This is a genomic window from Streptomyces coeruleorubidus, from assembly GCF_028885415.1.
Taxonomy (GTDB): Bacteria; Actinomycetota; Actinomycetes; order Streptomycetales; family Streptomycetaceae; genus Streptomyces; species Streptomyces coeruleorubidus_A.
The window spans coordinates 9,026,978-9,052,009 of record NZ_CP118527.1; the positions used below are offsets into that span (position 1 = coordinate 9,026,978).

Annotated in this window: 19 protein-coding genes and 2 pseudogenes; 11 read left to right on the forward strand and 10 right to left on the reverse strand. The window is 72.1% G+C overall.

The genetic code is table 11. The features are described from left to right. Positions 1-45 precede the first annotated feature (45 nt). A pseudogene (locus PV963_RS41510) lies at positions 46-310 on the forward strand (flavodoxin family protein); the annotation flags it as partial. Between the two features lie 53 nt (positions 311-363). Here the strand turns inward: PV963_RS41510 and PV963_RS41515 are convergent. From PV963_RS41515 to PV963_RS41540, 6 genes are all read right to left on the reverse strand, one after another. Next, entirely contained in the window at positions 364-555 is a 192-nt protein-coding gene (locus PV963_RS41515; RefSeq protein WP_274821603.1) for a hypothetical protein, read from the reverse strand. A 62-nt stretch (positions 556-617) separates the two neighbouring features. After that, positions 618-1,619 (reverse strand): Ppx/GppA family phosphatase, encoded by a 1,002-nt coding sequence (locus PV963_RS41520; RefSeq protein WP_274821604.1) that lies wholly within the window; start codon positions 1,617-1,619, stop codon positions 618-620. An 87-nt stretch (positions 1,620-1,706) separates the two neighbouring features. Further along, on the reverse strand, positions 1,707-4,529 hold the full coding sequence (locus PV963_RS41525; RefSeq protein ID WP_274821605.1) for an NHLP bacteriocin export ABC transporter permease/ATPase subunit: 2,823 nt from the start codon (positions 4,527-4,529) through the stop codon (positions 1,707-1,709). A gap of 1 nt (position 4,530) precedes the next feature. Further along, entirely contained in the window at positions 4,531-6,696 is a 2,166-nt protein-coding gene (locus PV963_RS41530) for an NHLP family bacteriocin export ABC transporter peptidase/permease/ATPase subunit (RefSeq protein ID WP_274822277.1), read from the reverse strand. Between the two features lie 56 nt (positions 6,697-6,752). Further along, on the reverse strand, positions 6,753-7,559 hold the full coding sequence (locus PV963_RS41535; protein ID WP_274821606.1) for an HlyD family efflux transporter periplasmic adaptor subunit: 807 nt from the start codon (positions 7,557-7,559) through the stop codon (positions 6,753-6,755). Positions 7,560-7,675: 116 nt separating this feature from the next. After that, on the reverse strand, positions 7,676-7,891 hold the full coding sequence (locus PV963_RS41540; protein ID WP_086851420.1) for a type A2 lantipeptide: 216 nt from the start codon (positions 7,889-7,891) through the stop codon (positions 7,676-7,678). A 649-nt stretch (positions 7,892-8,540) separates the two neighbouring features. Between PV963_RS41540 and PV963_RS41545 the strand changes: the two genes are divergently transcribed. Further along, positions 8,541-9,947 carry a S1 family peptidase gene (locus tag PV963_RS41545; protein ID WP_274821607.1) on the forward strand — a complete coding sequence of 469 codons (1,407 nt, stop codon included), beginning with the start codon at positions 8,541-8,543 and terminating at the stop codon, positions 9,945-9,947. 186 nt (positions 9,948-10,133) lie between these two features. On the opposite strand, the gene PV963_RS41550 is transcribed toward PV963_RS41545, so the two are convergent. Both PV963_RS41550 and PV963_RS44200 read right to left on the reverse strand, forming a co-directional pair. Then, entirely contained in the window at positions 10,134-12,290 is a 2,157-nt protein-coding gene (locus PV963_RS41550; protein WP_274822278.1) for a SpoIIE family protein phosphatase, read from the reverse strand. A 308-nt stretch (positions 12,291-12,598) separates the two neighbouring features. After that, positions 12,599-12,899: pseudogene (locus PV963_RS44200) on the reverse strand (class III lanthionine synthetase LanKC); the annotation flags it as partial. Between the two features lie 187 nt (positions 12,900-13,086). Here PV963_RS44200 and PV963_RS41560 point away from each other — a divergent pair. From PV963_RS41560 to PV963_RS41590, 7 genes are all read left to right on the forward strand, one after another. Beyond that, the gene (locus tag PV963_RS41560) at positions 13,087-15,537 is read left to right on the forward strand and encodes a SpoIIE family protein phosphatase (RefSeq protein ID WP_274821608.1); all 2,451 of its coding nucleotides are present in this window, start codon (positions 13,087-13,089) and stop codon (positions 15,535-15,537) included. Positions 15,538-15,633: 96 nt separating this feature from the next. Next, positions 15,634-16,053, forward strand: a complete 420-nt coding sequence (locus PV963_RS41565; RefSeq protein WP_274821609.1) for a CBS domain-containing protein — start codon at positions 15,634-15,636, stop codon at positions 16,051-16,053. A 179-nt stretch (positions 16,054-16,232) separates the two neighbouring features. Continuing rightward, the gene (locus PV963_RS41570; protein WP_274822319.1) at positions 16,233-16,415 is read left to right on the forward strand and encodes a hypothetical protein; all 183 of its coding nucleotides are present in this window, start codon (positions 16,233-16,235) and stop codon (positions 16,413-16,415) included. 104 nt (positions 16,416-16,519) lie between these two features. Beyond that, positions 16,520-17,587, forward strand: a complete 1,068-nt coding sequence (locus PV963_RS41575) for a glucose-1-phosphate thymidylyltransferase (RefSeq protein WP_274821610.1) — start codon at positions 16,520-16,522, stop codon at positions 17,585-17,587. After that, positions 17,584-18,564: a dTDP-glucose 4,6-dehydratase gene (gene rfbB, locus PV963_RS41580; protein ID WP_274821611.1), complete on the forward strand. Its 981-nt coding sequence runs from the start codon at positions 17,584-17,586 to the stop codon at positions 18,562-18,564. The genes PV963_RS41575 and rfbB overlap by 4 nt, the downstream gene beginning before the upstream one ends. Continuing rightward, entirely contained in the window at positions 18,561-19,439 is an 879-nt protein-coding gene (gene rfbD / locus PV963_RS41585) for a dTDP-4-dehydrorhamnose reductase (protein WP_274821612.1), read from the forward strand. The genes rfbB and rfbD overlap by 4 nt, the downstream gene beginning before the upstream one ends. Continuing rightward, positions 19,436-20,239: a class I SAM-dependent methyltransferase gene (locus PV963_RS41590; RefSeq protein ID WP_274821613.1), complete on the forward strand. Its 804-nt coding sequence runs from the start codon at positions 19,436-19,438 to the stop codon at positions 20,237-20,239. Before rfbD ends, PV963_RS41590 begins: the two co-directional genes overlap by 4 nt. 673 nt (positions 20,240-20,912) lie before the next feature. Here PV963_RS41590 and rfbC read toward each other — a convergent pair. Together rfbC and PV963_RS41600 are read right to left on the reverse strand one after the other, a co-directional pair. Continuing rightward, positions 20,913-21,521: a dTDP-4-dehydrorhamnose 3,5-epimerase gene (rfbC, locus tag PV963_RS41595; protein WP_274821614.1), complete on the reverse strand. Its 609-nt coding sequence runs from the start codon at positions 21,519-21,521 to the stop codon at positions 20,913-20,915. A gap of 4 nt (positions 21,522-21,525) precedes the next feature. Then, positions 21,526-23,466, reverse strand: a complete 1,941-nt coding sequence (locus tag PV963_RS41600; protein WP_274821615.1) for a glycosyltransferase family 2 protein — start codon at positions 23,464-23,466, stop codon at positions 21,526-21,528. Positions 23,467-23,676: 210 nt separating this feature from the next. Between PV963_RS41600 and PV963_RS41605 the strand changes: the two genes are divergently transcribed. Together PV963_RS41605 and PV963_RS41610 are read left to right on the forward strand one after the other, a co-directional pair. Further along, positions 23,677-24,186, forward strand: coding sequence for a metallophosphoesterase family protein (locus PV963_RS41605; protein WP_274821616.1), 510 nt, complete (start codon positions 23,677-23,679; stop codon positions 24,184-24,186). 44 nt (positions 24,187-24,230) lie between these two features. Next, complete coding sequence (locus tag PV963_RS41610; protein ID WP_274821617.1) at positions 24,231-25,031, forward strand: class I SAM-dependent methyltransferase; 801 nt, start codon at positions 24,231-24,233, stop codon at positions 25,029-25,031. Position 25,032: the final 1 nt, after the last annotated feature.

A 25,032-nucleotide genomic window follows, 5' to 3' on the forward strand; every position in this document is an offset into this window, starting at 1 on the left:
TCACCCACTCGCGCAGTACCGGCGCGGCGGGGTACTCCGGCACCCCCGGGGGTGACCAGCGGGCCGGTGCACGAGGGCGACGCCTGGCCGGGTGTGCACGAGCGGCTGCTGGAGCGGATGGACGCGATGATGTCCGAGACCGACGACGAGGGCCGACCGTCGCCTGCAACCGGGTTGCGGGCGTGGTCGCACCGGCAACGAGGACGGGGCGCATCACGTGATCAACGAGATCACGGGCGCCCTGGAGGACATCGGCTACACGATCCCCGGCCAGGCGTGGACCTACTGGAACCAGGGGCCGGGCCCTGGCGCAGCGGCCGCTCGGCCCGCCGCCGCAGTGGCCCGGGCCCGCCCGGCCCCTCCTTATCGGTCCCCCTCGGACTGCTCCTGGGCGCGCGTGTTCGGGGTGATGGCCTCTGCGGCCTCGCCCCGGTGGCGTCGCTGCTCGACGGAGTCCTGGGTGCGGTTCTCGGCGTCCTCGATCTCGCGCAGGACCTCCTCCAGCGCCGTCTCGGGCTTCTTGTCGGAGCCGTCGTGGTTCTTGTCCGGGGACACGGGGGTCTCCTTTCTGCGTTCGGTGCGTCCGTTGTCGTCTGCCGGCTGTCGTCCGCCGGCGCTCAGCTGGAGGCGATGCGCAGCGGCACCGGGTCGGGCGGGGCCGCCTCCTCGTTGCGGCGGGTGACCTCCGCCCACCAGGCGGGGCCGTCCTCGATGTGCCGCAGCAGCACGCCCTCGCGGATCGCCCAGGGGCAGACCGTGACGGATCTGATGCCGGTCAGTTTCATCGCGGTGTGCCCGACCACCGCTCCGGCCAGGCTCTGCGCGGCCCGCGGCGCTGAGATGCCGGGCAGCTGCGCGCGTTCGGCGGCGGGCAGGGCGGCCAGCCGCGGGATCGCCTCGCGCAGCGCCGCGCGGTGCAACTGCCGGTCAACGAACGGGCCGTGGCGTCCGGGCGGCGTACCGCACAGCCGTCCCAGTTGCTGGAAGGTGCGGGAGGTGGCGACCGCGGTGCGCGGGCCCTCCCAGCGGATCCGCGCCGCGACGTCCCGCAGCTGGTGGCGGACCTTGCGGCGCAGCGCCCGCACCCGCTCCGGTGACGGCGGGTCCTCGTCCTTGAAGAACTCGTGGGTGAGCCGCCCCGCGCCCAGCGGCAGCGACGCCACGAAGTCGGGCAACCGGCCGCGCCCGAAGGCGACTTCGAGTGAGCCGCCGCCGATGTCGAGCAGCGCGAGCGGCCCCGACCGCCAGCCCATCCAGCGCCGGGCCCCGAGAAACGTCAGTTCCGCCTCGACCTCGCCCGGCAGCGTACACAGGTCCACGCCCGTACGGGCCCGGACGGTGTGCAGCACCTCGTGCCGGTTCGGCGCGCTGCGCACCACGGCGGTCGCGAACGCCAGCGGGCAGGCCGCACCCCACCGGGTGGCGGTCCGGCTCGCCTCGGCGACCGCGTGCACCAGTTGTTCCACGGCCGGCTCCGGGATGGGGCCCCCCGGTGTGACCTGCTCGGACAGCCTGAGCCGCCACTTGGCGGTGTGCACCGGAAGCGGTATACCACCGTCCGCGTCCGCGACGACCAGTCTGACCGTGTTCGATCCCACGTCCACCACGCTCATTCGCATGGGCCGTGGGTACCCACTTCTGGGAGAGCCCAACGGTCGGGGCCGCGGTGTACGGCGAAGATCCGCCACCGGGCAGGCCGCGGATCGTCACGCCATCTGGCGCCGCACCAGCTCGTGCAGCCGGCCGCTCGTGTCGGCGAGCAGCTGGGCGGGCGGGCCCTGCTGGACGACCTTGCCGTCCTCCATCACCACGACCCGGTCGGCGTCCAGCACGGTCGACAGCCGGTGGGCGATGACGATCCGGGTGGCGTTGAGGGCCTTGGTGCTCTCGATGACCGTGCGCTGGGTCTCGTTGTCGAGGGCGCTGGTCGCCTCGTCGAAGAAGAGGATGCGCGGCCGGCGGATCAGCGCCTGGGCGATCATCAGCCGCTGGCGCTGGCCGCCGGAGACGGCGCCGCTGCCCGAGACGATGGTGTGCAGGCCCATCGGCATCCGCTTGATGTCCTCGGCGAGACCGGCCATCTCGGCCGCCGCCATCGCCTCCTCCGGCGTGTACGGCTCCGTGCCGCAGATGACGTCCAGGATCGAACCGGTGAACGGCTGCGCGTGCTGGAGCACCACACCGCACTGGCGGCGCACCGCCGACTGGTCGAGCGCGGCCAGGTCCTGACCGTCGTAGAGGACGCTGCCCGACACCGGACGGTCGAAGCCGATCAGCAGGCGCAGCAGCGTCGACTTGCCGCAGCCGCTCGGGCCGACGATCGCGACGAACTCGCCCGGCCGCACCTCGAACGACACGTCGTCCAGGACCAGCGGGCCGTCGTCCGAGTAGCGGAAGGACAGCCGCCGCGCCTCGATCGCCCCGGACAGCGGACCCGGACGCGTGCTCGCCGTGCGCACCTCCGGTGTCGCGTCCAGCACCGGCTTGATCTCCTCGTACATCGGCAGCGCGGCCACGGCCGAGACGAAGGCGTTCGTCAGCTGGGTCACCGAGGTCAGCACCATCGTCACCGAGGTGTTGAAGGTGAGGAACGCGGCCGCCGACATCGAGCCCCGGGCCGGACCCGCCAGCAGCATGAACATCAGCAGCGTGCACAGCGGCAGGTACACCGCGCCCAGCACCGATGTGAGGTTCTTGATGCGGCCGACCTTCTGCTGGAGCTCCCGGCTGCGCGCGAACTGGGACGCCCACGCGGCGTACGCGTAGTTCTCGGCGGCGGCCACCCGCAGCTTGGGCAGACCGCGCAGCGTCTGGAAGGCCTGGTTGTTCAGCTTGTTGGAGAGCACGACCAGCCGCCGCTGCCAGCGCACCTGCCACAGCCCGAGCCCCAGGAACACGGCCGCGACGACCACGAGCATGCCGATCGCGGCCATCGCCATCGGCACGCTGAACCACAGCAGCAGCCCCAGGTTCATCGCCCCGACCGTCACCGACTGGGCGACCGTCGGCCCGACTCCCGCCAGCAGTCTGCGGATCGCGCTGATGCCCATGGCCGCGCTGGCCAGTTCGCCGGTGGAGCGCTCGGTGAAGAACCTCGTCGGCAGCCTGAGCAGCCGGTCCCACACGGCCGGCTGGAGCGTGGCCTCGATGCGGCCCTCCAGCCGCAGGATGGTCAGGTTCTGCATCAGCATGAAGGCCGCCGCCACCACGCTGCTCAGCATCACCGCCAGACACACCTGCACGATCAGGTCCGTCTGCGCCTTCGGCACGAACTCGCCGAGCACCTTGCCGGTCGCGATGGGCACGAGGGCGCCGATCGCCACCGTGACCAGTCCGCTGAGCAGCAGACCGGTCAGGTCGCGGCGCGTGCCCCGCATGCAGAACCGCAGCAGCCTGAGCGGGCTGAGCCGCCGCTCGGGCAGCGGGCGGTAGAACATCACCGCGCGCGGCTCGAACTCGTCGGCGTTGGCCTTCTCGATCGGCGTCTCACGTCCGGTCGACGGATGGACGGCGACATATCCGCCGCGCCGCCACAGCAGCGCCACCGGCGCGCCGGACAGGGCCCGGTGGCCGACCAGCGGCCCGACGTCGTCCCGCCACCAGCGGCCGTCCAGGCGAACGGACCGGGTACGGACCCGGGAGGCCAGGGCCACCTGCTCGACCGGGTCGAGGCGGTCGCCGCCGGTGCCCTTCTGGGTGGGCTCGGTGAGGCTGATCCCGGCCGCCTGCGCGACGAGTTTGCACGCCGCGTAGGTGGCGTCGGCGTCGGCCGCGGTGGTCCGCTTCGACGACCGCTTGCCGATGGAGGCCAGCAGCGTCCGGTCGGCCTGGGCGCGAACCGCCTCACCGGCCTTGATGCCCTCGGCCGTGCGCGACTCGTGGGTGCGCTCCAGCTGCTCGATCCAGCGGTCCAGCGTGGTCAGCAGCCGGTACTGCTGGTCGACCATGGTCTGCCACAGCCCCGGGTCGATCAGCAGGTCGGCCGCGGCCTCCGCGCCGTACAGCGAGCCGTACTGGACGCTGCCGGGCGGCACCTGCATCCAGAACACGTCGTCGTCCGTGGGCGCGGCGGCCCGTTCGGTCGCCATCGGGGCCTGGAAGAGGATGGACAGGCTTCGGCCGACCCCCAGGGCGAGGGCGTACTCCAGCGGGCTCGTCGTCGGCGGCACGTACTGCGGGTTGCCGTACTCGTCGTACGACCAGGTCGCGGTGCTGGCGGGCTGGTACAGCTCGCGCAGGCCGATGCGGTGCACCACGCAGTCCCGCAGCGGGCGGGCCACCAGGGTGTGCTGGGGCCCAGCCACCGGTCCGAGCACCAGCGAGCCCGCCTCCAGCCGGCCCAGGTGGTGCCAGTGGCCCTGCTGGCCGGCGTCCACCGCGAACAGGTCGACGGCCCCCGACGCGATCAGCCACAGCACCTGTGGGCCCTCCAGGTCGAGGCGGTTGAACCCGGCGCAGTCGATGCGCGAGCCCATCTGCCCGAACGCGTTGAGGACGAGGTCACCCTCGTGTCCCTGAACGGCCGTCATCTCACCGCTCCCTGACCAGTGCCGCGTACGCTCCGCCGCGCGCCACCAGGTCCTCGTGCCGTCCCCGCTCCACGACCGTGCCGTGCTGCAGGACGACGATCTCGTCGCTGTCGCGGACCGTGCTGAGCCGGTGCGCGATCACCACACAGGCACAGCCGCGCCTGCGCAGGTTGTCCATCACGACCAGCTCGGTTTCCGCGTCCAGCGCGCTCGTCACCTCGTCGAGGACCAGGATGCTCGGCCGGCGCACCAGCGCCCGCGCGATCTCCAGGCGCTGGCGCTGCCCGCCGGAGAAGTTGCGCCCGTCCTGCTCGACCTTGCTGTGGATGCCGCCCGGACGCCGCGTGATCACGTCGAGCAGGGCGGCGTCCCGCAGCGCGTCCTCCACCGCCTCGTCCGGGATGGACGGGTCCCACAGCGCCACGTTGTCGCGGACCGTGCCCTCGAAGAGGAACACGTCCTGGTCGACGAAGGAGACGGAGGCGGCCAGCGCCCCGCGCGGGATGTCCTCGATGCGCTGTCCGTCGATGCGGATCACGCCCTCCCACGGCGCGTACAGGCCGGAGATCAGCCTGGACACCGTGGACTTGCCGCTTCCGGACCCGCCGACCAGCGCGACCTGCTGCCCGGGACCGACCGTCAGGTCGAAGCCGGTGAGCAGGGGCTTGTCGAGCGGGCTGTAGCCGAAGGTGATGTTCTCCAGCTCGACGTGGCCCTGGAGGCGGCGCGTCGACTCGCCGGACTCGGGGCGGCCGTAGAGCGGATCGGCCTTGAAGTTCTCCACGTCCTTCAGCCGCGCCACGTCGGCCGCGAAGTCCTGGATGCGGCCCGCGACGCCGTTGAGCCGGGTCAGCGGGGCCGTGAACCGGGTGACCAGGGCCTGGAAGGCGACCAGCAGACCGACCGAGATGTGACCCTCGACCGCCCGCATACCGCCGATCCACAGGATCAGCGCGCTGTTGAGGGTGGCCAGCGTCGGCGCGACCACGCCCAGCCAGGCGCTCGGCACGCCGAGCCGCTGCTGCTCCTCCAGCGTGGTGGCGTGCTGTCCGGCCCACTTACGGAAGTAGCCGTCCTCACCGCCGGTCGCCTTCATCGTCTCGATGAGCTGAAGACCGGTGTAGGCGGTGTTGGTCAGCCGGGCCGTGTCGGCGCGCAGCTTCGCCGTGCGCGTGGCCCGCAGCCGGATGACGACCCGCATGGCCACGACGTTCAGCAGCGCCACGCCGATGCCGACGAACGTCAGCTGCGGGTCGTAGGTGTACAGCAGCACCGCGTACAGGACGACGACGACCGCGTCCACGCCCGCCGCCGCGAGGTCGCGGGACAGCGTCTCGGCGACCGCGTCGTTGGACTGGAGCCGCTGCACCAGGTCGGCCGGGCTGCGCTGGGAGAAGAACGTCACCGGCAGCCGCAGCAGATGGCGCAGGAAGCGGGCGCTGGAGAGGGTCGAGGAGATGATGCGGCCGTGCAGCAGGTTGGCCTGCTGGAGCCAGGTGAGGACGAGGGTGAGCAGTACGCACGCCGCCATGGCTGTGAACAGCGTCGGCAGCAGCGAGGTCTGGTTCCCGATCAGGAACTCGTCGATGTAGGTGCGGCTGAGCGCGGGCACCGCCGCGCCGACCGCCACCAGCAGCAGGCTCGCCAGGACGGCGGCGGGCATCGTGCCCGCGGTGCCGCGCAGCCGGGCGGGCATCGCGCCCAGGATGCCGGGCTTGCGGCCGCCCCGGGTGAAGTCCTCGCCGGGCTCCATGACCAGCACGACACCGGTGAAGCTGCCGTCGAAGTCCTCCATGGGGACGAAGCGGCGGCCCTTGCCGGGGTCGTTGATGTAGACGCCACGGCGGCCGAAGCGGCGGCCCATGCCGTCGTAGACGACGTAGTGGTTGAACTCCCAGAACAGGATGGCCGGCGACTTCACCTCGGCGAGGGCGGCCAGGTCCATCTGCATGCCCTTGGCCGTCAGGCCGTAACTACGGGCCGCCTTGAGGAGGTTGCTGGCGCGCGAGCCGTCGCGCGAGACGCCGCAGGCGATGCGCAGCTCCTCCAGCGGGACGTGCTTGCCGTAGTGGCCGAGCACCATCGCCAGGGAGGCGGCGCCGCACTCCACGGCCTCCATCTGGAGCACGGTGGGCGTGCGGACGGTCTTCGCCCCGGCCTTGGGCACCTTGCGCTTGGGCGGGGCGGCGCGGCGTCGGCCCCGGGTGTCCGGTGCGGTCGTGGTCACGGCAGCAGCCAGTCGACGGGATGCTGGTCGGCCAGCCGGATCGACCCCGAGGCCAGCGTCATGGAGGTCAGCTTGAACGGCGGCCCGTCCGCGGAGGACCATTTGTAACCGCTCTTCGTGTCGGACGACTTGTCCAGCCGGACCGTCACGGCCACCGGCCTGCCCTTCTTCGTGAACTGCTCGCCCAGCTGGCTGTCCCCGAGGAACGCGGCGATCGCTTGCGGAGACTGGGCCGCGCGGTCCACCGACTTCACATGGCCGCGCAGTACGCCGTACTCCTGGGTCGGCACCGACTGCACGGTCAGGTCGACGGCGGCGTCGTCGGGGATCGAGGCGGCGTTCTCGGCGGGGACGTAGACCGTCGCGTACAACGCGTCCTTGGTGTGGGCGACCTTCTCGACGGCGGCGACGTTCGCGCCGGTCTGGATGATCTGCCCGACGGTCGCGGCGAGCGCGGAGACACGGCCCGCGTCGAGCGTGCGGACGACGGTTTCGCCCTTGGGCGTACGGACCTTGAGCACGGGGGAGTCGGCCGGCAACCGCTCGCCCTGCTTCGCGAGCACCGCGGTGACCTGGCCCGCGACCGGGCTCTGGAGGAGATAGCTGCCCTGCCCGTGCGTGAGGATGGCGGGTGCGCTGACGGTGGAGGTCACCGAGCCGGTCACCGCCCATACCGAGGCGGCCGCCATCGCGACCACCGTCACCGAGAGCACCAGCCAGCCCTGCGGGCGGGCGAACCGCACCGGAAGGTCGAGTTCCTCCGGTGACTGGAGCTTGGCGAGGGCCTGTTGGCGGAACTGCAAGGAACTTCCCTCACCCGTAGAAGAGGTACCTACAGCCGTAGCAGACGTTGTTACGGCACCCGAAGATCCCGGAACCGCCGGCTGCGGCTCCGGGAGTCAACGGCAATGGGGCCAGATCAGAGACCGGCGACCAGGTTGGTGACCGGGGCCGTGTTCAGGCCGGTGGCGCCCTCGACGGTGCCGACGGCCGTGTTGACCAGGCCGGAAACCGGGGCGATGCCGTCGACCGTGTCGGTGACGGTGTTCACGGCGTTCACGGACAGGCCGCCGGAGACGGCGTCGAGCTCGGCGTCGGCGATCTCGACGGTCTCAACCTGGGGGGTGGAGTTCATGATGGAACTTCCTTCCGTATGGATATCTCACAAGGGGGGAGCGGCCCCCTCTGGGGACAGATGACGGCCGCGACCGCGAGTGCCGGACTCTCGTTTCCGAGTGCCCTGTGCGGCCCCCGCGGTGCGATGGATCAAAGCACGCTGCGGGCGCGCGCTTCCAATCAACCAGCTGTCCCACCAGGCAACTTGCGCCCCAGCCGCACCGAAGCGTGCAGGTGTGTGCACGCCTTGGTGGCGACTTCTTCACACGCGCCACGGCATCGGCTCATCGGGCCCCTTGTCCCGTGGGGCGGCGAATCCGGCACTCCCGCCCCAAAGGCGTGGCCGACGCGGCCGACGCGCGGATAACCCTCGACTCGGTGACCGGGTTGAGCATTCGATGTGCAGATTCGCTGAAGGCGAGATTCCACTCTGCGATCGCAACAGATCGTTCCAGGTCGGCTACGGATCGTGTTCGTTCGGTATGTCGTCACGAGGCCCGTGGCTGAAACGCCGTCATCCGGCCAGTTGGCTGATTTCACGGTGCGAACGGATCACTTGCAAACGGAATTGAACGCCCCGGGCGGCCCGTGCGTACCAACAGCCATCCAGGCGCCCCCAGAAGCTGCCGGACGGCGGCACCTACTCCGTTCCCCAGGAGGAGAGAAGTTTGAGTCACAAGCGAATTCCGAAGCGCAAGGCCGCGATAGCGGCGGGCAGCGTGGTGGCGCTCGGCGCGGCCGCGATCCTGCTCCCCAACGCCAACGCCTCGCAGGACGGTTCGACCGACGACGCGGCGGCCGCGCCGAAGACCCTGAAGGCGGGCGACGCCTCGGATCTCGCCTCGCAGCTCTCCGGGCTCCTCGGTGAGGCGTTCGGCGGCTCCTACTACGACAGCGACAGCCAGCAGCTCGTCGTCAACGTCGTACCGGGCGACAACAACAACGTGATCGTGCAGGCGAAGGCGGCGGGCGCGAAGGTCCGCGAGGTCGACAACAGCTGGTCGGAGCTGAAGAGCGGGGCGCAGACCCTGAAGTCGGACGCGACCATCGCGGGCACCTCGTGGTCGATCGACCCGCGCACGAACAAGCTCCTGGTGACGGCCGACAGCACCGTCACCGGTGCCAAGTGGGACAGACTGGAGTCCACCGTGCAGAGCCTCGGCTCCGGCATGGCGACCATCAAGAAGTCCGCGGGCACCTTCAAGCCGTTCGTCTCGGGCGGTGACGCCATCTTCGCGGGCGGCTCGCGCTGTTCCCTCGGCTTCAACGTCACCGCGGGCGACGGCTCGCCGGCCTTCCTGACGGCCGGTCACTGCACCCTCGGCGGCAACGAGTGGTCGGACACGCAGGGCGGCCAGCCGATCGCCACCGTCGACCAGTCCACCTTCCCCGGCGACGGCGACTTCGCGCTCGTGAAGTACGACGACCCGGCGACCGAGGCGCCCAGCGAGGTCAACACCGGCGAGCAGACCGTCCAGATCACCGAGGCCGCGGAGGCGACCGTCGGCCAGGAGGTCTTCCGGATGGGCAGCACCACCGGGCTCGCCGACGGTCAGGTCCTCGGACTCGACGCCACGGTGAACTACCCGGAGGGCACCGTCACCGGCCTCATCCAGACCAACGTCTGTGCCGAGCCGGGCGACAGCGGCGGCTCGCTGTTCACCCAGGACGGTCTCGCGATCGGCCTGACCTCGGGCGGCAGCGGCGACTGCACGGTCGGCGGCGAGACGTTCTTCCAGCCGGTGACCACCGCCCTGGAGGCGGTCGGCGCGACCCTCGGCGCGGGCGGCGCGGCCGGTGGCGCGGGTGAAGAGGCCGGTGCCGGCGAGGAGGCCGGTGCGGGCGAGGACGCCGGCGCCGGTGCTGGTGCCGGTGAGGAGGCCGGAGCCGGTGGCGAGGCCGGTGCCGGTGCGGGCGAGGAAGCCGGTGCCGGTGAAGAGGCCGGTGCTGGTGCCGGTGCCGGCGAGCAGGCCGGAGGCGAGGACGCGGGCGCCGGTGCCGGCGAGGGCGCGGGTGCCGGTCAGGACACGGGCCAGGGTGTCGAGGACAACTCCGGTCTGACCGAGTCCCGCTGACCCGAAACCGTCGGCAGCCGGTCCGACGCTGCCGGCCCGGTTCCGCCCCCTTCCTGGCGGAACCGGGCCGGCCCACCGGTGTTCCCGGCCACCGGCCGGCCTGAGCCGTGGTTCCGGCCGGCGGTGGACCGGGCCGGTCCTCCGGCGGGAGGACCGGCCCGTCCTCGTGCACGGCGCCGACCTGCCCTACCCGACCGCCCTGAGCAGCAACAGGGCGATGTCGTCGAGTCGTTCCTCGCCCTCCGTGCGGTGGGGCTCCTGGCGGACGAGGCTGTCGGCCAGTTCGTCCAGCGGCTGGTCCCCGGCGTCGGCCAGACGACGGCCCAGGCCGGCGAGGGCCTCTTCGAAGTCGGTGCCGGGGGACTCGACCAGCCCGTCGGTGTAGAGGACGAGCAGGGAGCCGGGGGCGAGGGCGACCTCCGTCGTCGGGTACACCGCGCAGGCGTCGATGCCCAGCAGCGGGCCACCGGCCAGGTCGAGTACGCGCACCCGTCCGTCCGGGCGTCTCAGCAGCGGCGGCGGATGACCCGCCCGGGACATCACGGCCCGGCCGTGCGCCGGGTCGAGGCGCAGGTACAGACAGCTGGCGAACAGGTCGGCCCCCAGGTCGAGCAGCAGCCGGTTGGTGCTGCGCATGACCTCCTCGGGCGCCTGGCCCACGGCCGTGTACGCGCGCACCGCGGTGCGGACCTGCCCCATGAGCCCGGCCGCCGTGACGTTGTGCCCCTGCACGTCCCCGATCACCGCCGCCGCCATCCCCTGGATGCGCACCAGGTCGTAGAAGTCGCCGCCGATGTCCATGCCCTGGGTGGCCGGCACATAGCGGGCGGCCGCCTCGATGCCGGGCAGCGACGGCAGGGAGTGCGGCAGCAGCGCCTCCTGGAGGCCGTGCGCGAGCCGGTGCTTGGCGTCGTAGAGCAGTGCCCGCTCCAGCGCTTGGGCGATCAGTCCGGCCAGGCTGGTCATCACCGCCCGCTCCTCCGTCGGGAAGTGGTGCGGTTCGGCGTAGGAGAGCACGCACGTTCCCACCGGCCGGCCCTGGGCGATCAGTGGCAGATACGCCCAGGCCGCGAAGCCGTCGGGCGTGGCGACCCGCGCCGGGTAGAGGCGCTCCAGCTGTTCCTGCGACTCGAAGAAGGCGGGCACGCCCGTCCGCAGCACCTGCGTGCCGGGGGTCGGCTCGGTCAGCGGCATCCCGTCGAACCGCTCCACGACGTGCGCGTCCGGATACCCGCGATGCCCGAGCAGCCGCAGCCGGTTCGCCCGCGAGCCCAGCACGACCAGGGCCTGGCTGCCCACGGCCGGGGCGATCTCGTCCGCGACCAGCTGCACCACGTCCTGCACCCCCACCGCCTCGGTGAGCGCGCTGGCCAGGTCCAGCACCTGCGACATGGTGACCAGCCGCGTCGGCGTCCCGTCGGACGGCGGTGCGGCCCGGTTCATCTCCGACACGGCCCGCGACCTGGTGATCCGGACGCTGAGGCCCGTCGTACTCGGATACAGCCGGAACGACAGCCATTCGCCGGGCGGGCGCAGCGCCACGAACGAGGCGGTGTGCTGGCTCATCAGCGCGGCCCGGTACCGGTCCTCGTACACCGGGTCGTTGAGCCACGGTACCGACGCCCACAGCTGTGTGCCGAGCAGCCGGCTGACCGGGACGTTCAGCAGCTCGGCCGCCGCCGCGTTGACGAAGCCGATCCGCCCGTGCAGATCCAGCGAGACCAGCCCGTACGGCAGCCGGCTCACCATCCGGGCCGCCTCGACCGTGCCGAGCGTGCCGGCCATCCCGCCCACCAGGGGCGAGGCCACCAGATCGGTCTCGGGGTGCGGCGGGATGCTGTGCTCGGCGGCCCGCTCCAGCCGGACCGCCAGCCGGCCGCAGGCCGCGGTCAGATGCTCGCGCTCCCGGTCGGACAGCTCCGGCGGATGCCCGCCCGGCCAGGTCACGAACACCGCGCCGTACACGGTGGACTCGGTGGCCACCGGCACCGCGGCCAGGGCGAACGGATACGGCAGGACCACGGCGATCCGCGGATAGCGACGGGCCATCTCCTCCTCGCCGCGGACCCACACCAGCTTGCGCTCGCGCGCCGCGTCGGCGACCGGGATCGGCGCGCTCAGCCCCACCCGCTCCCAGGGCGCCGCGAAGGCCCGGGGCAGCCCCGCCATCACCGCCATCTCCAGCACCGGCTGGTCCTGCGCCAGCAGGTACACGGCGCCGGAGTGGGCGTGCACCTCGTCCATCATCGAGGCCAGCGCCAAGGACAGCAGGGGACGGCCGACCGGCGTCCTGGCGACTGCCGGAGCCTGCGCGAACGACTGTCCGTCGGACACGCCGACCACCTCCTCGCACGGCCGCGCGACCGGGCTCAGGAACAAATCTCCTCCCTGGCGGCCCGTCGCGCACGACGAGCGGCATGGGGGACGGACCTGGTTACCGTCGGTCACAGACGCATTGCCCCGTCGAAGGCGCCCGACCGCCGCGACCCATGCCGCCGAATCGAAGCGCGGCCGGTGTGAGGGCGCCGCGCGTGCGCCCCCGCGCAGCCTGATGTCCGGTTCTCCGCGCTCACGCAGGGTCATGGTCGCGAACAAGCGGGCACGCGCTCGACACGACGACGGGACGTACGGCGAGCGGAGGAGATGGCACTGACGCAGTAGTTCCACACGATCCCGGCGATCTGTTCCGCGTTCGCCCCGGTCGCCGAGGCGTGGATCTTCCAGCCCCTGTGCCGGCCCCGTCGGCGGCTCGCCGTCCGGGCCGAGCGGCGTCATCGTCAGCCGGTCGCCGGTCCGCGCCGCCTCCCAGCCCCCGTGCACCGGCCGGCGGGCCGTCTCGTAGAGGTGCCGGGCCGCCCCCTGCGCGGCCTCCTGCACGCCCGGCGCCAACCGGTCCGGCGTCTCGTGGAAATGCCGGGCGGCGAGCGCGTACACCGCGTAGCGCTCGTCCATGCGTCCCCCTGTCGCGACGGGCGCCGAGCCTTCCAGTCACGCGACGGGCCCGGACGGTCACGCCTGTCACGAGAACACCGTGCGGAACGCACGGGCAAAGACATGTTCGGTGGCTTCCGAGCGCCGGCGCCGGCTCGGCTCCACGGAACGGTCACAGGGGCTGCGCAGGTGTCTCATAAGCGCTGTAATGGCCAACGTGGTCAGTGAGGGCGCCCAAGAGCGCGGAACGCGAACGCTGCGTGCCGAAGGTGCCCTCAAAGCGATCGCGGCCGATCAGGAGTCGCCCGAACGCGTGCACCGCGCTCTCGAACAGGCGCTCGTCTTCGCCGGTGCCGCGTTCGTCGCCGTGTACGCGCCCGGTCAGGACGGCGAACTGCTCTGCCTCGTCGAGTCGGCCGGGGTGCCCAGGACGCTGTACGGGCTGCGCGACAGCTACCCACGCGCCGGGCGGTCCCCGGTCGCCGAGGCCCACCACGGTGGACGGCCGGTCTCGCTGGGCCCGGCCGAACTCGCCGAGCACGCCGAGGCCCGGCGCGTGCCGTCCCGGGACTTCCACCTGGTCGCCCTGCCCGTGCCCGGGAACGGCGGCGGCTGCCTGCTCGCCGTGAGCGAGCGCCCCGCCGGGTTCGACACCGACGACCGCAAGTGCCTGGAGCTCATCTCCGAGGCGGTCGCCTTCACCGCCCCGGCCGTGCTTGCCGAGGGCGGTGAACTGCCGCCGGGCACCTTCAGCCTCGCCATGGACACCGGCCGCGTCCGGGTCGGCGACGAGCTGCTGGACCTGTTCGGCCTGGACCCCGTGGAGTTCGACGGCCGGGTCGAGACCCTGCTCGGCCTCACCGTGCCGGAGGACCTGCCCTCGCTGATGTCCGTCGTGGAGGCGGACCACATGTCCATCGGCGACCGGGAGCTGGAGTTCCGCGTGCTCCAGCCCACCGGGCCGCCGAAGTGGCTCCGGCTGAGCGGGCGGCTCCTGCCCGGCGGCGAGGGGCACCCGGCGCGGCTCGTGGGCACCGTCGCCGACGCCTCCACGCTGCGCTCCGACGTCACCGACGTGGCCCGCGTCCAGCGCCTGGCCACCGCGCTGGCCACCGCCGTCACCGTCCGCGACGTCGGCGACGCCGTGGTCGCCGCCCTGCGCCGGCCGCTGAGGGCGGACCGGATCGCCCTCGCCGAGCTGGAGAGCGACCGGCTCGTCGTCACCGTCCTCGACCCGCCCGAACCCGAGGCCTGGCCCGAGCTGTGGCGCACGGAGTGGCGCGGGGAGTGGCCCGACGCGCCCGTGCGCGCCATGCCCACCCTCGCCGCCGCGCTGCGCGAGGGCCGGGCCCGGATCTGGCCCGCCGGCAGCCCCCTGGAACGCGCCCTGGCCGAGGTCGGCCCCGGCGGCCTCGCCGTCCTGCCGCTGCCCGCCGGGAACCGCATGGCCGGAGCCTGCCTGATCGGCTGGGACACCCCGCACGACTTCGGCACCGACGAACGCGCCCTGCTCACCGCCTGCGCCGGCCTCGCCGGACAGGCCCTGGTGAGGGCCCGGGCCTTCGACGCCGAACACGAACTCGTCGGCATGCTCCAGCGCCAGCTGCTGCCGCGCCGCCTGCCCCGGCTGCCGGGCGCGGTGGCCGTCGCCCGCTACCTGCCCAGCACGGCCGGACTCGAACTCGGCGGCGACTGGTACGACGTCATCCCGCTGCCCGACCACCACGTGGCCCTGATCATCGGCGACGTCCAGGGGCACAGCGCGGGCGCCGCCACCCTCATGGGCCAGATGCGCACCGCCCTGCGCGCCTACGCCGTCGAAGGGCACCCGCCGGATGTCGTGGTCGCGCACGCCAACCGGCTGCTCATGGACATGGAGAGCGACCTCTTCGCCACCTGCGCCTACGTCGACATCGACCTGGAGGAGGGCTCCGCCTGGTGCGTGCGCGCCGGGCACCTGCCGCCGGTACTGCGGTACCCGGACGGCCGGACCGAGATCGCGGAGGCCGAGGGCGGCCCGCCCCTCGGGGTGGTCACCCAGGCCGACTTTCCCATGAGCCCGCTCCGGCTGCCGCCCGGCACCGTGATCGCGCTGGTCACGGACGGCCTCGTCGAGACCCCCGGCACCGACATCGACGAGGGCATGGACCGCCTCGCCGGCCGGCTGGCCGCAGCCGCCCCCGCCGACCTGGGGCTCGTCGCCGACGCCCTCCTCGGCAACGCCCCGCGCAGCGACGACGTCGCCCTGCTCCTCCTGCGCTACGACGGCATGGACCTGCGCCCGCTGCGGGAGAGCTGGACGGTGTGGCGCGTCCCGCAGGCGGTCGGGCACGCCCGCCGCTTCGCCCGGCGCACCCTGCGCTCCTGGGGCGTCACCGAGGACTTCGACACCGTCCTCCTCGTCGCCTCCGAACTCGTCACCAACGCCCTCGTCCACACCGACGGCCGGGTCCGTATGGACCTCACGCTCATCAACAACCGCCTGCGCGTCGCCGTCGCCGACGCCTCCCCGCGCAGCCCGGTCCGGCCGACCAGCATCGGCTGGGAGGCCACGGGCGGCCGGGGCATCCTCCTCGTCGAGGCCGTGTCGGCGACGTGGGGGACTCTGCCGGTCAGCGGCGGGAAGCAGGTGTGGGCGGAGCTGGTGCTGGGGCGGTGAACCGTTCCACGATCACCTGGTGACCGGGCCGGTCGGCCGGGTACCCGGGCGGCGCAAGACGGAGAACCCGCAAGGAGCCGAAGGAAGAGGAACGTCATGGCTCAGCATGTCCGCGACATCATGACCAGCGATCCGGCCACGGTCGAGCCGCAGACCTCCGTCGCCGAGGTGGCCCGCATCATGCGCGACGAGGACGTCGGCGTCGTCCTGGTGACGGACGGCGACGATCTGCGCGGTGTGGTCACCGACCGTGATCTGGTGGTCCGGTCGATCAGCCAGGGCGGTGACCCGGAGCAGACCACCGTGGCCGGCGCGTGCAGTGACGACCTGGTCACCGTCAGCCCCGACGAGGACCTGGGGCAGGCGGTGGAGCTGATGCGCGAGCACTCCGTGCGCCGCATCCCGGTCGTCGACCACGGCCGCCCCGTGGGCATCGTGTCCCTGGGCGACATGGCCATGGAGCGCGACCCGGACTCGGCGCTGGGTGACATCAGCGCCGCGCGTCCCAACACGTGACGACAGTACCCGGCCGGCCGGTCCCGCGCACACGCGGTGCGCGGGACCGGCGTACGTGCGGGGAACAGCCTTGAGGTGAGGGGGAGTTCAGCACCCGGCCGAGACGTCACGGCCCGTGTTTGTTCGGTTTGTTCATGGGGACTCGAACGGCAGCGGATGCAGAAGGAAGATGATGAGTCGTGACCTCCATGGACACCAGTGACAAGCCCGTCGTCCGTCGGCCCGAAACCGGCTGGTCGAAGGCACGCCGCCTGCGCGAGAAGGCCGCGCTGCGGACCTGCCTCCCCGCCGTGGAGCACCGGGCCACCACCCGAACCGCGCGCTCCGAGCCGGACTGGAACATCGTCAGGGGCGAGGACTGACCGCTCCCCAGGAGGCCGCGCGGTGACGATCCGGGTAACTGCGCGCATCGACAACCCAAAGAAGTGATGTTCACATCCGCCGGATCACGACTATGGTGAACCGAATGAAGGCTCTCGTGCTGTCCGGCGGCGCAGGAACAAGACTGAGGCCGATCACACACACGTCGGCCAAACAACTGGTGCCAGTGGCCAACAAGGCCGTGCTTTTCTATGGGTTGGAGTCGATCGCCGAGGCCGGCATCACCGACGTGGGAATGATCGTCGGGGACACGGCCGCGGAGATCGAGGAAGCGGTGGGCGACGGGTCGCAGTTCGGCCTGAAGGTCACCTACATCCCCCAGGAACGGCCCCTGGGGCTGGCCCACGCGGTACTGATCGCCCGGGACTACCTGGGCGACGACGACTTCGTGATGTACCTCGGCGACAACTTCATCGTCGGCGGCATCAGCGGACTCGTCGACGAGTTCCGCGGCAACCGGCCCGACGCCCAGATCCTGCTCACGCGCGTGGCCGACCCACGCGCCTTCGGCGTCGCCGAACTCGACCCCTCCGGCCAGGTCATCGGCCTGGAGGAGAAACCCGACCAGCCCAAGAGCGATCTGGCCCTGGTCGGCGTCTACCTGTTCACACCCCTGATCCACGAAGCGGTACGCGCCATCGAACCCTCCTGGCGCGGCGAACTGGAGATCACCCACGCCATCCAGCACCTGATCGACTCCCGCGCCGACGTGCGCTCCACGGTCATCACGGGCTACTGGAAGGACACCGGCAACGTCGGCGACATGCTCGAGGTGAACCGCATGGTTCTCGAGGGCATGGACCGCCGGATCGACGGCGACGTGGACACCGCGTCGGAGACCATCGGTCGCGTGGTGGTGGAGGAGGGCGCGCGGATCGTCAACTCCCGCATCGTCGGCCCCGCCGTCATCGGTTCCGGAACCGTCATCAGCAACTCCTACGTGGGTCCCTTCACCTCCATCGCGGAGAACTGCCGGATCACCGACAGTGAACTGGAGTTCTCCATCGTGCTGCGGGACTCCTCGATCCAGGGCGTCGGCCGGATCGAGGCCTCGCTGATAGGCCGGCACGTCGAGGTGACGCCGGCCCCCAGCGTCCCCAGCGCCCACCGCTTCGTCCTCGGAGACCACAGCAAGGTGCAGATCACTTCATGAACCTCCTCGTCACCGGCGCAGCCGGGTTCATCGGCTCCCGCTACGTCCGCGCAACTCTCGCCTCGGACGCGCCCGACGCGCCGCGCATCACCGTGCTGGACAAGCTCACCTACGCCGGCACCCTCGACAACCTCGAACTCGGCCATCCCAGACTGGAGTTCGTGCAGGGCGACATCTGCGACGCCGAACTGGTCGACAAGCTCATGGCCGACGCGGACCAGGTCGTGCACTTCGCGGCCGAGTCCCATGTGGACCGCTCGATCACCGGCGCGGCCGACTTCGTCCGCACCAACGTGCTGGGCACCCAGACCCTGCTGGACGCCGCCCTGCGACACGGCGTGGGCCCCTTCGTGCACGTCTCCACCGACGAGGTCTACGGCTCCATCGAGACCGGCTCGTGGCCGGAGGACCACCCGCTGCAGCCGAACTCCCCGTACTCGGCCTCCAAGGCCTCCTCCGACCTGCTCGCCCTGGCCTACCACCGCACCCACGGCCTGGACGTGCGCGTCACCCGGTGCTCCAACAACTACGGCCCGCACCAGTTCCCCGAGAAGGTCATCCCGCTGTTCGTCACCAACCTCCTCGACGGCCACAAGGTGCCGCTGTACGGCGAGGGCCGCAACGTCCGCGACTGGCTGCACGTGGACGACCACTGCCAGGGGATCGACCTCGTCCGCACCAAGGGCAGGCCCGGCGAGGTCTACAACATCGGCGGCGGCACCGAGCTCACCAACAAGGAACTCACCGGCCTGCTCCTTCAGGCCTGCGGCGCGGACTGGGACCGGGTGGAGTACGTCGAGGACCGCAAGGGCCACGACCTGCGCTACTCCGTCGACTGGTCCAAGGCCCGCGACGAACTCGGCTACCGCCCCCGCCACGACTTCGCCACCGGCCTCGCCGAGACCGTCGCCTGGTACCGCGACAACCGTGCCTGGTGGGAGCCCCTGAAGCAGCGCGTCGCCCAGGACCGCGCATGAGGTGGCTGGTCACCGGGGCGGGCGGAATGCTCGGCCATGACGTGGCCGAGGAGCTCACCCGGCGTGGCGAGGACGTGGTGGGCCTGGACCGGGCGGCCCTGGACATCACCCGGCCCGCGGCCGTCGACACCGCTGTGCGCGAGCACCGGCCCGACCTGGTCGTCAACTGCGCCGCGTACACGGCCGTGGACGACGCCGAGAGCGACGAGGCCCGCGCCCTGGAGATCAACGGGGACGGGCCGCGCCTGCTCGCCCGGGCCTGCGCCGCGCACGACGCCCGCCTGATCCACGTCTCCACGGACTACGTCTTCTCCGGCGAGGCCCGCGAGACCCCCTACCCGGAGGATCACCCGACGGGCCCGCGCACCGCCTACGGCCGCACCAAGCTGGCCGGGGAGCGGGCCGTGCTGGAGGAACTGCCCGGGGCGAGCGCGATCGTGCGCGCGGCTTGGCTCTACGGGGTCCACGGCACTAACTTCGTGCGGACCATGATCGGTCTCGAAGCCCGCCGCGACACCCTCGACGTCGTCGACGACCAGCGCGGGCAGCCCACCTGGAGCGCGGACGTCGCCGAACGGATCGCCGACCTCGGCGTACGGCTCGGCCCCGACGCGCACGGCGTCTTCCACGCCACCAACTCGGGCGAGGCCACCTGGTACGAGCTGGCCCGCGAGGTGTTCTCCCTCATCGGCGCCGACCCGGACCGGGTGCGCCCCACCAGCAGCGCGGCCTTCCCCCGGCCCGCGCCCCGCCCGGCGTACAGCGCCCTCGCACACCGCCGGTGGCAGGAGATCGGCCTGCCCCTGCCGCGCGACTGGCGCTCCGCCCTGCACGAAGCACTGCCCCGTATCCGCAAGGAAGGTCCCCCTTCGTGAAACGCCATGAGTTCCTCCGGGAACTGCACAAGGTCAGCGCCAATCGCAACTACCTGGAGATCGGCGTCAACGACGGCCGCAGCCTGACGTTGTCCCGCGTCCCCAGCATCGCGATCGACCCCGCCTTCAAGGTGGTCTCGGAGCTGAAGTGCGACGTCCACCTGGTGAAGGCCACCAGCGACGACTTCTTCGCCCGTGACAACCCCCTCCAGCACCTCAAGGGCGGCCGTCACCCGCTGCGCAACCTGCGCCGCGGCCGCAGCCCGATCGGCTACTGGCGCAAAACGACGCTGGACCTGTCGTTCATCGACGGCATGCACCTGTTCGAGTTCGCACTGCGCGACTTCATGAACGTCGAGAAGTACTCGGACTGGTCCAGCGTGATCGTCCTCGACGACATGCTGCCGCGCAGCATCGACGAGGCGGCCCGGGACCGGCACACCAACGCCTGGACCGGCGACGTCTTCAAGATCACCGAGGTGCTGGCGCGTTACCGCCCCGACCTGGTCACGGTCCAGGTGGACACCGCGCCCACCGGCCAGCTCGTCGTCTTCGGCGCCGACCCGAACAACCGGGTCCTGCACGACAAGTACGACGAGATCATGGCCGAGTACAAGATTCCCGACCCGCAGAAGGTCCCCGAGGCGATCCTGGAACGGGCCGGTGCGGTGCGCCCCGAGGCCCTCGTGGAAGCAGGCTTCTGGCGCCCCCTCGTCCAGGCCCGCAACCGCGGCCTGCCCCGCTCCATCGGCTGGGAGCCCCTGCGCAAGGCCTTGGAACAGGTGGGCGTCAGCCGCTGACCCCTCCGGAGCCGTCGGCCTTCCCGACGTCTTGCGGATCCGGGCCCGGGCGCTGCGCGCGCCCGGGCCTTCGGCGCCTCTGGAGGGCCGGAGTGAGCCCTGCCGAACCAGCCTCGTCCGACCGGCTGCCGGCCCCGGGCCCCGAGCCCAGCCGTGCCCGCGCAGCCTCCGGCGTGCGGCGTGCGTCGCGCGGACTGGCCCTTGGGGCGTGTCCGAGCATTGGGCGGGCCGGTCCTACGGCGTGATGTGGGTGCCGCGCGGACTGGCCCGGCGGCGTGTCGCGTGCGCTGCGCGGCCCGGCCGCACGGCGTGTCGGGGCGCCGCGCCGACCGGCCCCACGGTGTGTCGGCGAAATGAGCCTCTCCGTGCTGCGGCGGGCGCCAGTCTCAAGAACGGCCCGCCGCCCGGCCCCGCACACACCGCGGACGGTCCGGCTCAGCCTCGGGCACTGCGCGCTGCACGAGGGCGAGGCCGTCCTGGTCCTCTGCCGGGGGGTCCGCAGGGCCGGGGCGGGTTCCAGCGCGTGCCGGGAACCTGGCACGCGCCCGGTCCGGCCCGGCCGGGTCCACCCTCCGGCGTCTCGCCTCTCGTCCGGCCCGTCCCGGGACACCCTCGGGGCGTCGCGCCCGGTCCGGGTCGCGACGCCCCGAGGCGTGTGCCGTAGACGTGGACGTCAGCCGTCCCTCTGCCGTCCCCGCAGCTCCTCGTAATACGCCAGGCAAGCCTCATACGATGGCAGCAAGCCCTCGCGTTCCGCCTCGGCCAGGGTCGGGGCCTGTGCGTCCTTGGGGGAGAGGAGCGGCTCGATTCCGGCGGGCCACTCGATGCCCAGGGCCGGATCGAGCGGGTGGATGCCGTGTTCGCGTTCGGGGGCGTAGCCCGCCGAGCACAGGTACACCACCGTCGCATCGTCGGTCAGGGCCATGAAGGCGTGGCCCAGCCCTTCCGCGAGGAACACCGCGTGCCGGGTGTCCTCGTCGAGCCGTACCGCCTCCCACTGCCCGTAGGTGGGGGAGCCGACGCGGATGTCGATCACCACGTCCAGGACGGCACCCCGCACGCACGTGACGTACTTGGCCTGGCTGGGCGGCACATCCGCGAAGTGCACGCCCCGCAGCACACCCCGCCGGGAGATCGAGCAGTTTGCCTGGGCCAGGGACAGGTCGTAGCCCGTGGCCTCACGGAACTCCGCGCCCCGGTACCACTCGTGGAAGCTTCCCCGTTCGTCCGGGAAGACCTTGGGCTCCAGAACCCAGGCGCCCTCTATCCCCAGTGGTCGCATGCCGTCACTGTCCTCCGATCCTGATACGGGAAACCTTCCGACGCACGGTACCGACCACGCGTCGCGCACGCCGAGCCACCCGTAGGGCCAGGCCGGGCTGCGGCACCGGCGCCACCTGCACACGCCCGCCCGCCGCACGCAGCGCGAACGGCAGCCCGGTGTACTGCGGCCGGTCGGTGTCCGGGGCCAGGCACAGGGCCACCCGCCAGACGCCGCCCGAGAGGCTCTCCGCGGGCAGGGCAGCCGCCAGCACCGCCCCCGTCCCGTCCGCGGCGGGGAAGAGCGTGCCGGGCGCCTCCAAGATCTGCTGGGCGGAGACGAACCGCAGCCGCACCTCGGTGTCGCCGGGGACGTACAGCGCAAGCAGCGCACGGACACGGTCGCCGGAGACGGTGACGTCGGACTGCCGCACACGGCCAAGCCCGAGCCGCTTGCCCCGCACGCCGAGCTCCAGGGAGAGGTTGCCGTGCGGCTCCGTCCAGTACGGCAGCGCCGGACGGCCTCCGACCATCCCCACGCCCGGCGTGGGCCGGCTCTCCCGCGGGGCCGGGCCCAGCCGGCATTCCTTGGTCCAGCCGCCCAGCTTGACCCGGACGAGCGCGTCCCAGACGCCGTCCTTCGGCAGGTCGGCCGGATCGACGGTGGCGGTCGCCCGCAGCACCAGCCGGACCTCCCCGCCGTCCCCGACCGGCACCGTCTCGCGGGTGAACCGCACGGGCTGGAAGTACTGCGCGGCACTGGACCGCTCCCGCAGCAGCAGGTCCGCGGTGGCCTGGCCGAAGCGCGCGGCGGTCTGCGAGGCCACCCACTCCACCGCTTCCGTGACGTCCTTGGGCGCGTCGTTCAGCGGCGTCGCCTCGGCGTCGGCCGGGAAGGTCATCGGCTCGCCGCCGGACGTGTACTCGGCCGTGAAGCCGACGCTGAGGCAGCCGTCCCGCCACTCCACGCGGCCGGGGGCGGCCTTGGGTGCGACACCGGCCTCCCAGCGGGCGAAGGACACGACGTCGTCGTACCGGTCGGCCGTGGTCAGCGCCGCGACGACCTGCTGCGTCGGCTGGAGCCCGGCCGCGACGCCGGGACCGAACCGCTCGACGACGACCTCGTGGATCTCGGCGAACAGCTCCCTGCGGTAGTCGTCGGGCAGCTTCAGCAGGCGCCGGGCCCGCAGCCGCTCGACCATCTCCACGCGCAGCCAGCGCCGGAAGAGCTTGTCGCGTACCGGTCCGGGCTCGGTGTACCGCTCGACGACGTCGAGGGCCTCACGCAGGTTCTTGAAGTAGCCGACCGGATCGAAGCGCTCGAAGCCGGCGTTGGAGCTGTCGTCCCGCCGGAGGTGGTAGTAGCAGACGTAGTCGCTGAGCACGGAGACGTTCTCCGCGCGCAGATACGCCTCGGCGATGAAGACGTGGTCCTCCAGGCGCCGTCTGCCCTCGGGGAAGCGCAGGCCGATGCGGTCCAGGAAGGCGCGGCGGAACATCTTGTGCGGGGTGAGGCTGTCGATGAGCGGGGCGTTCTCGACGGTGGCGCGCGGGTGGTTGCGGCGGAACAGCTCCACCGGCACCCCGCGGCCCTTGCCGGCCATCTTGCCCACGACGACATCGGCGCCGTTGGCCACGCCGTAGTCGTACATCCGCTCCAGGGCCTCGTCGCCCAGGTAGTCGTCGTTGTCGACGAACATGACGAACTCGCCGCTGGAGGCCTCGATGCCGACGTTGCGGGGCTTGCCCGACCAGCCGGAGTTCTCCTGGTGGATGACCTTCATCCGGGGGTCCTCGGCGGCGAGCGCGTCGAGCCGGGCCGGTGTCTCGTCGGTCGAGCCGTCGTCGACGAAGATCACCTCGTACTCGTCGGGAGGCAGCGACTGCCTCTGGAGCGAGGCGATGCAGTCCTCGATGTAGATCCCCGGGTTGTAGACGGGGATGATGACGCTGACCTTGACCGGCATCGGGTTTCCGGGCCCCTTCGGGTCGCTTGCCGTAGACGTCCTGTTGTACTGCGCGTTGCCCGATGCTAACCCGGTCGGCGATGTCGCCCCACCTTTCGAGACCGGCCCGTGATCATCTCCGGCCACGGGGCAACTGAGCTGCGCGGTCTGTCTGTTTGAAGACCGATCGGGTTCCCGGGCGGGGCGACCGGAAGCCTCTAGGGTGAGAAGGTGCGCCTGCTTTTCATGTCCGATACTCACCTGCCCAAGCGGGCCAAGGTCCTGCCGGCCCCCCTGCTGGCCGAACTCCCGCACGCCGACGTCGTGTTCCACGCCGGGGACTGGGTCGACACGGCCACCCTCGACCTGCTGGAGGGCCGCTGCCGCAGGCTCGTCGCCGTGTACGGCAACAACGACGGACCGGACCTGCGCGCCCGGCTGCCCGAGGTGGCGTCCGTGGAACTGGGCGGGCTGCGCTTCGGCGTGATCCACGAGACGGGCCCCGCCCAGGGCCGCGAGAAGCGCTGCGCCGCCCGCTTCCCCGACCTCGATGTGCTGGTCTTCGGTCACAGCCACATCCCCTGGGACACCACGGCCTCCACCGGCTTGCGCCTGCTCAACCCGGGTTCCCCGACGGACCGCCGCCGCCGGCCCCACTGCACGTACATGACCGCCACCGTCGCCGACGGCCGTCTCACCGACGTGGAACTGCACCGGCTGCCGCCCCGCACACCCAGCTAGGACCTGTCCAGCCGCTGCAGAAACCGCCATGACATGATCGGCGCATGGCGCGGGACGAGGGATACCTCCTGGACAACCGGCAGGTCGAGGCCGGTACGCGCTTCGACGCGCTGGCCGCCCTCTTCGACGACTCGACGTTCCGGCACTTCGAGACGGTCGGTGTCGCCGAGGCGTGGCGGTGCTGGGAGGTCGGGGCCGGCGGGCCGAGCGTCGCCGCGTGGCTCCGCGAGCGCGTCGGGCCGCGCGGGCGCGTGCTCGCCACCGACATCGACGTCTCCTGGACCGAGGCGGCCGCCACCGACGGAGTCGAGGTGCTCCGCCACGACGTCGGCCGCGACGAGCCCCCGGCCGGGCCCTTCGACCTGGTCCACGCCCGCCTCGTCCTGGTCCACGTGGCCGAGCGCGACGCCGCGCTGCGCACCATGGTCCAGGCGTTGCGCCCCGGCGGCTGGTTGCTCGTCGAGGACGCCGATCCCGCGCTCCAGCCGCTGATCTGCCCCGACGAGTACGGCCCCGAGCAGGAGCTGGCCAACCGGCTCCGCACCGGCTTCCGCCGGCTGCTGCGGCAGCGGGGTGCCGACCTGGCCTACGGACGCAGGCTGCCGCGGCTGCTGCGCGAGGCCGGCCTCGCCGACGTCGAGGCCGACGCCTACTTCCCGGTCACCTCGCCCGCGTGCGACGTCCTGGAGGCGGCCACCGTCCGGCAGGTGCGGGACCAGCTCGTGGCCGAGGGTCTCGCCACGGACGAGGAGATCGAGCGGCACCTCGCCAACGTGGAGGCGGGGCGCCTGGACCTCGCCACCTCACCGATGATCTCGGCCTGGGGCCGTCGGCCCGGCGCCTGAC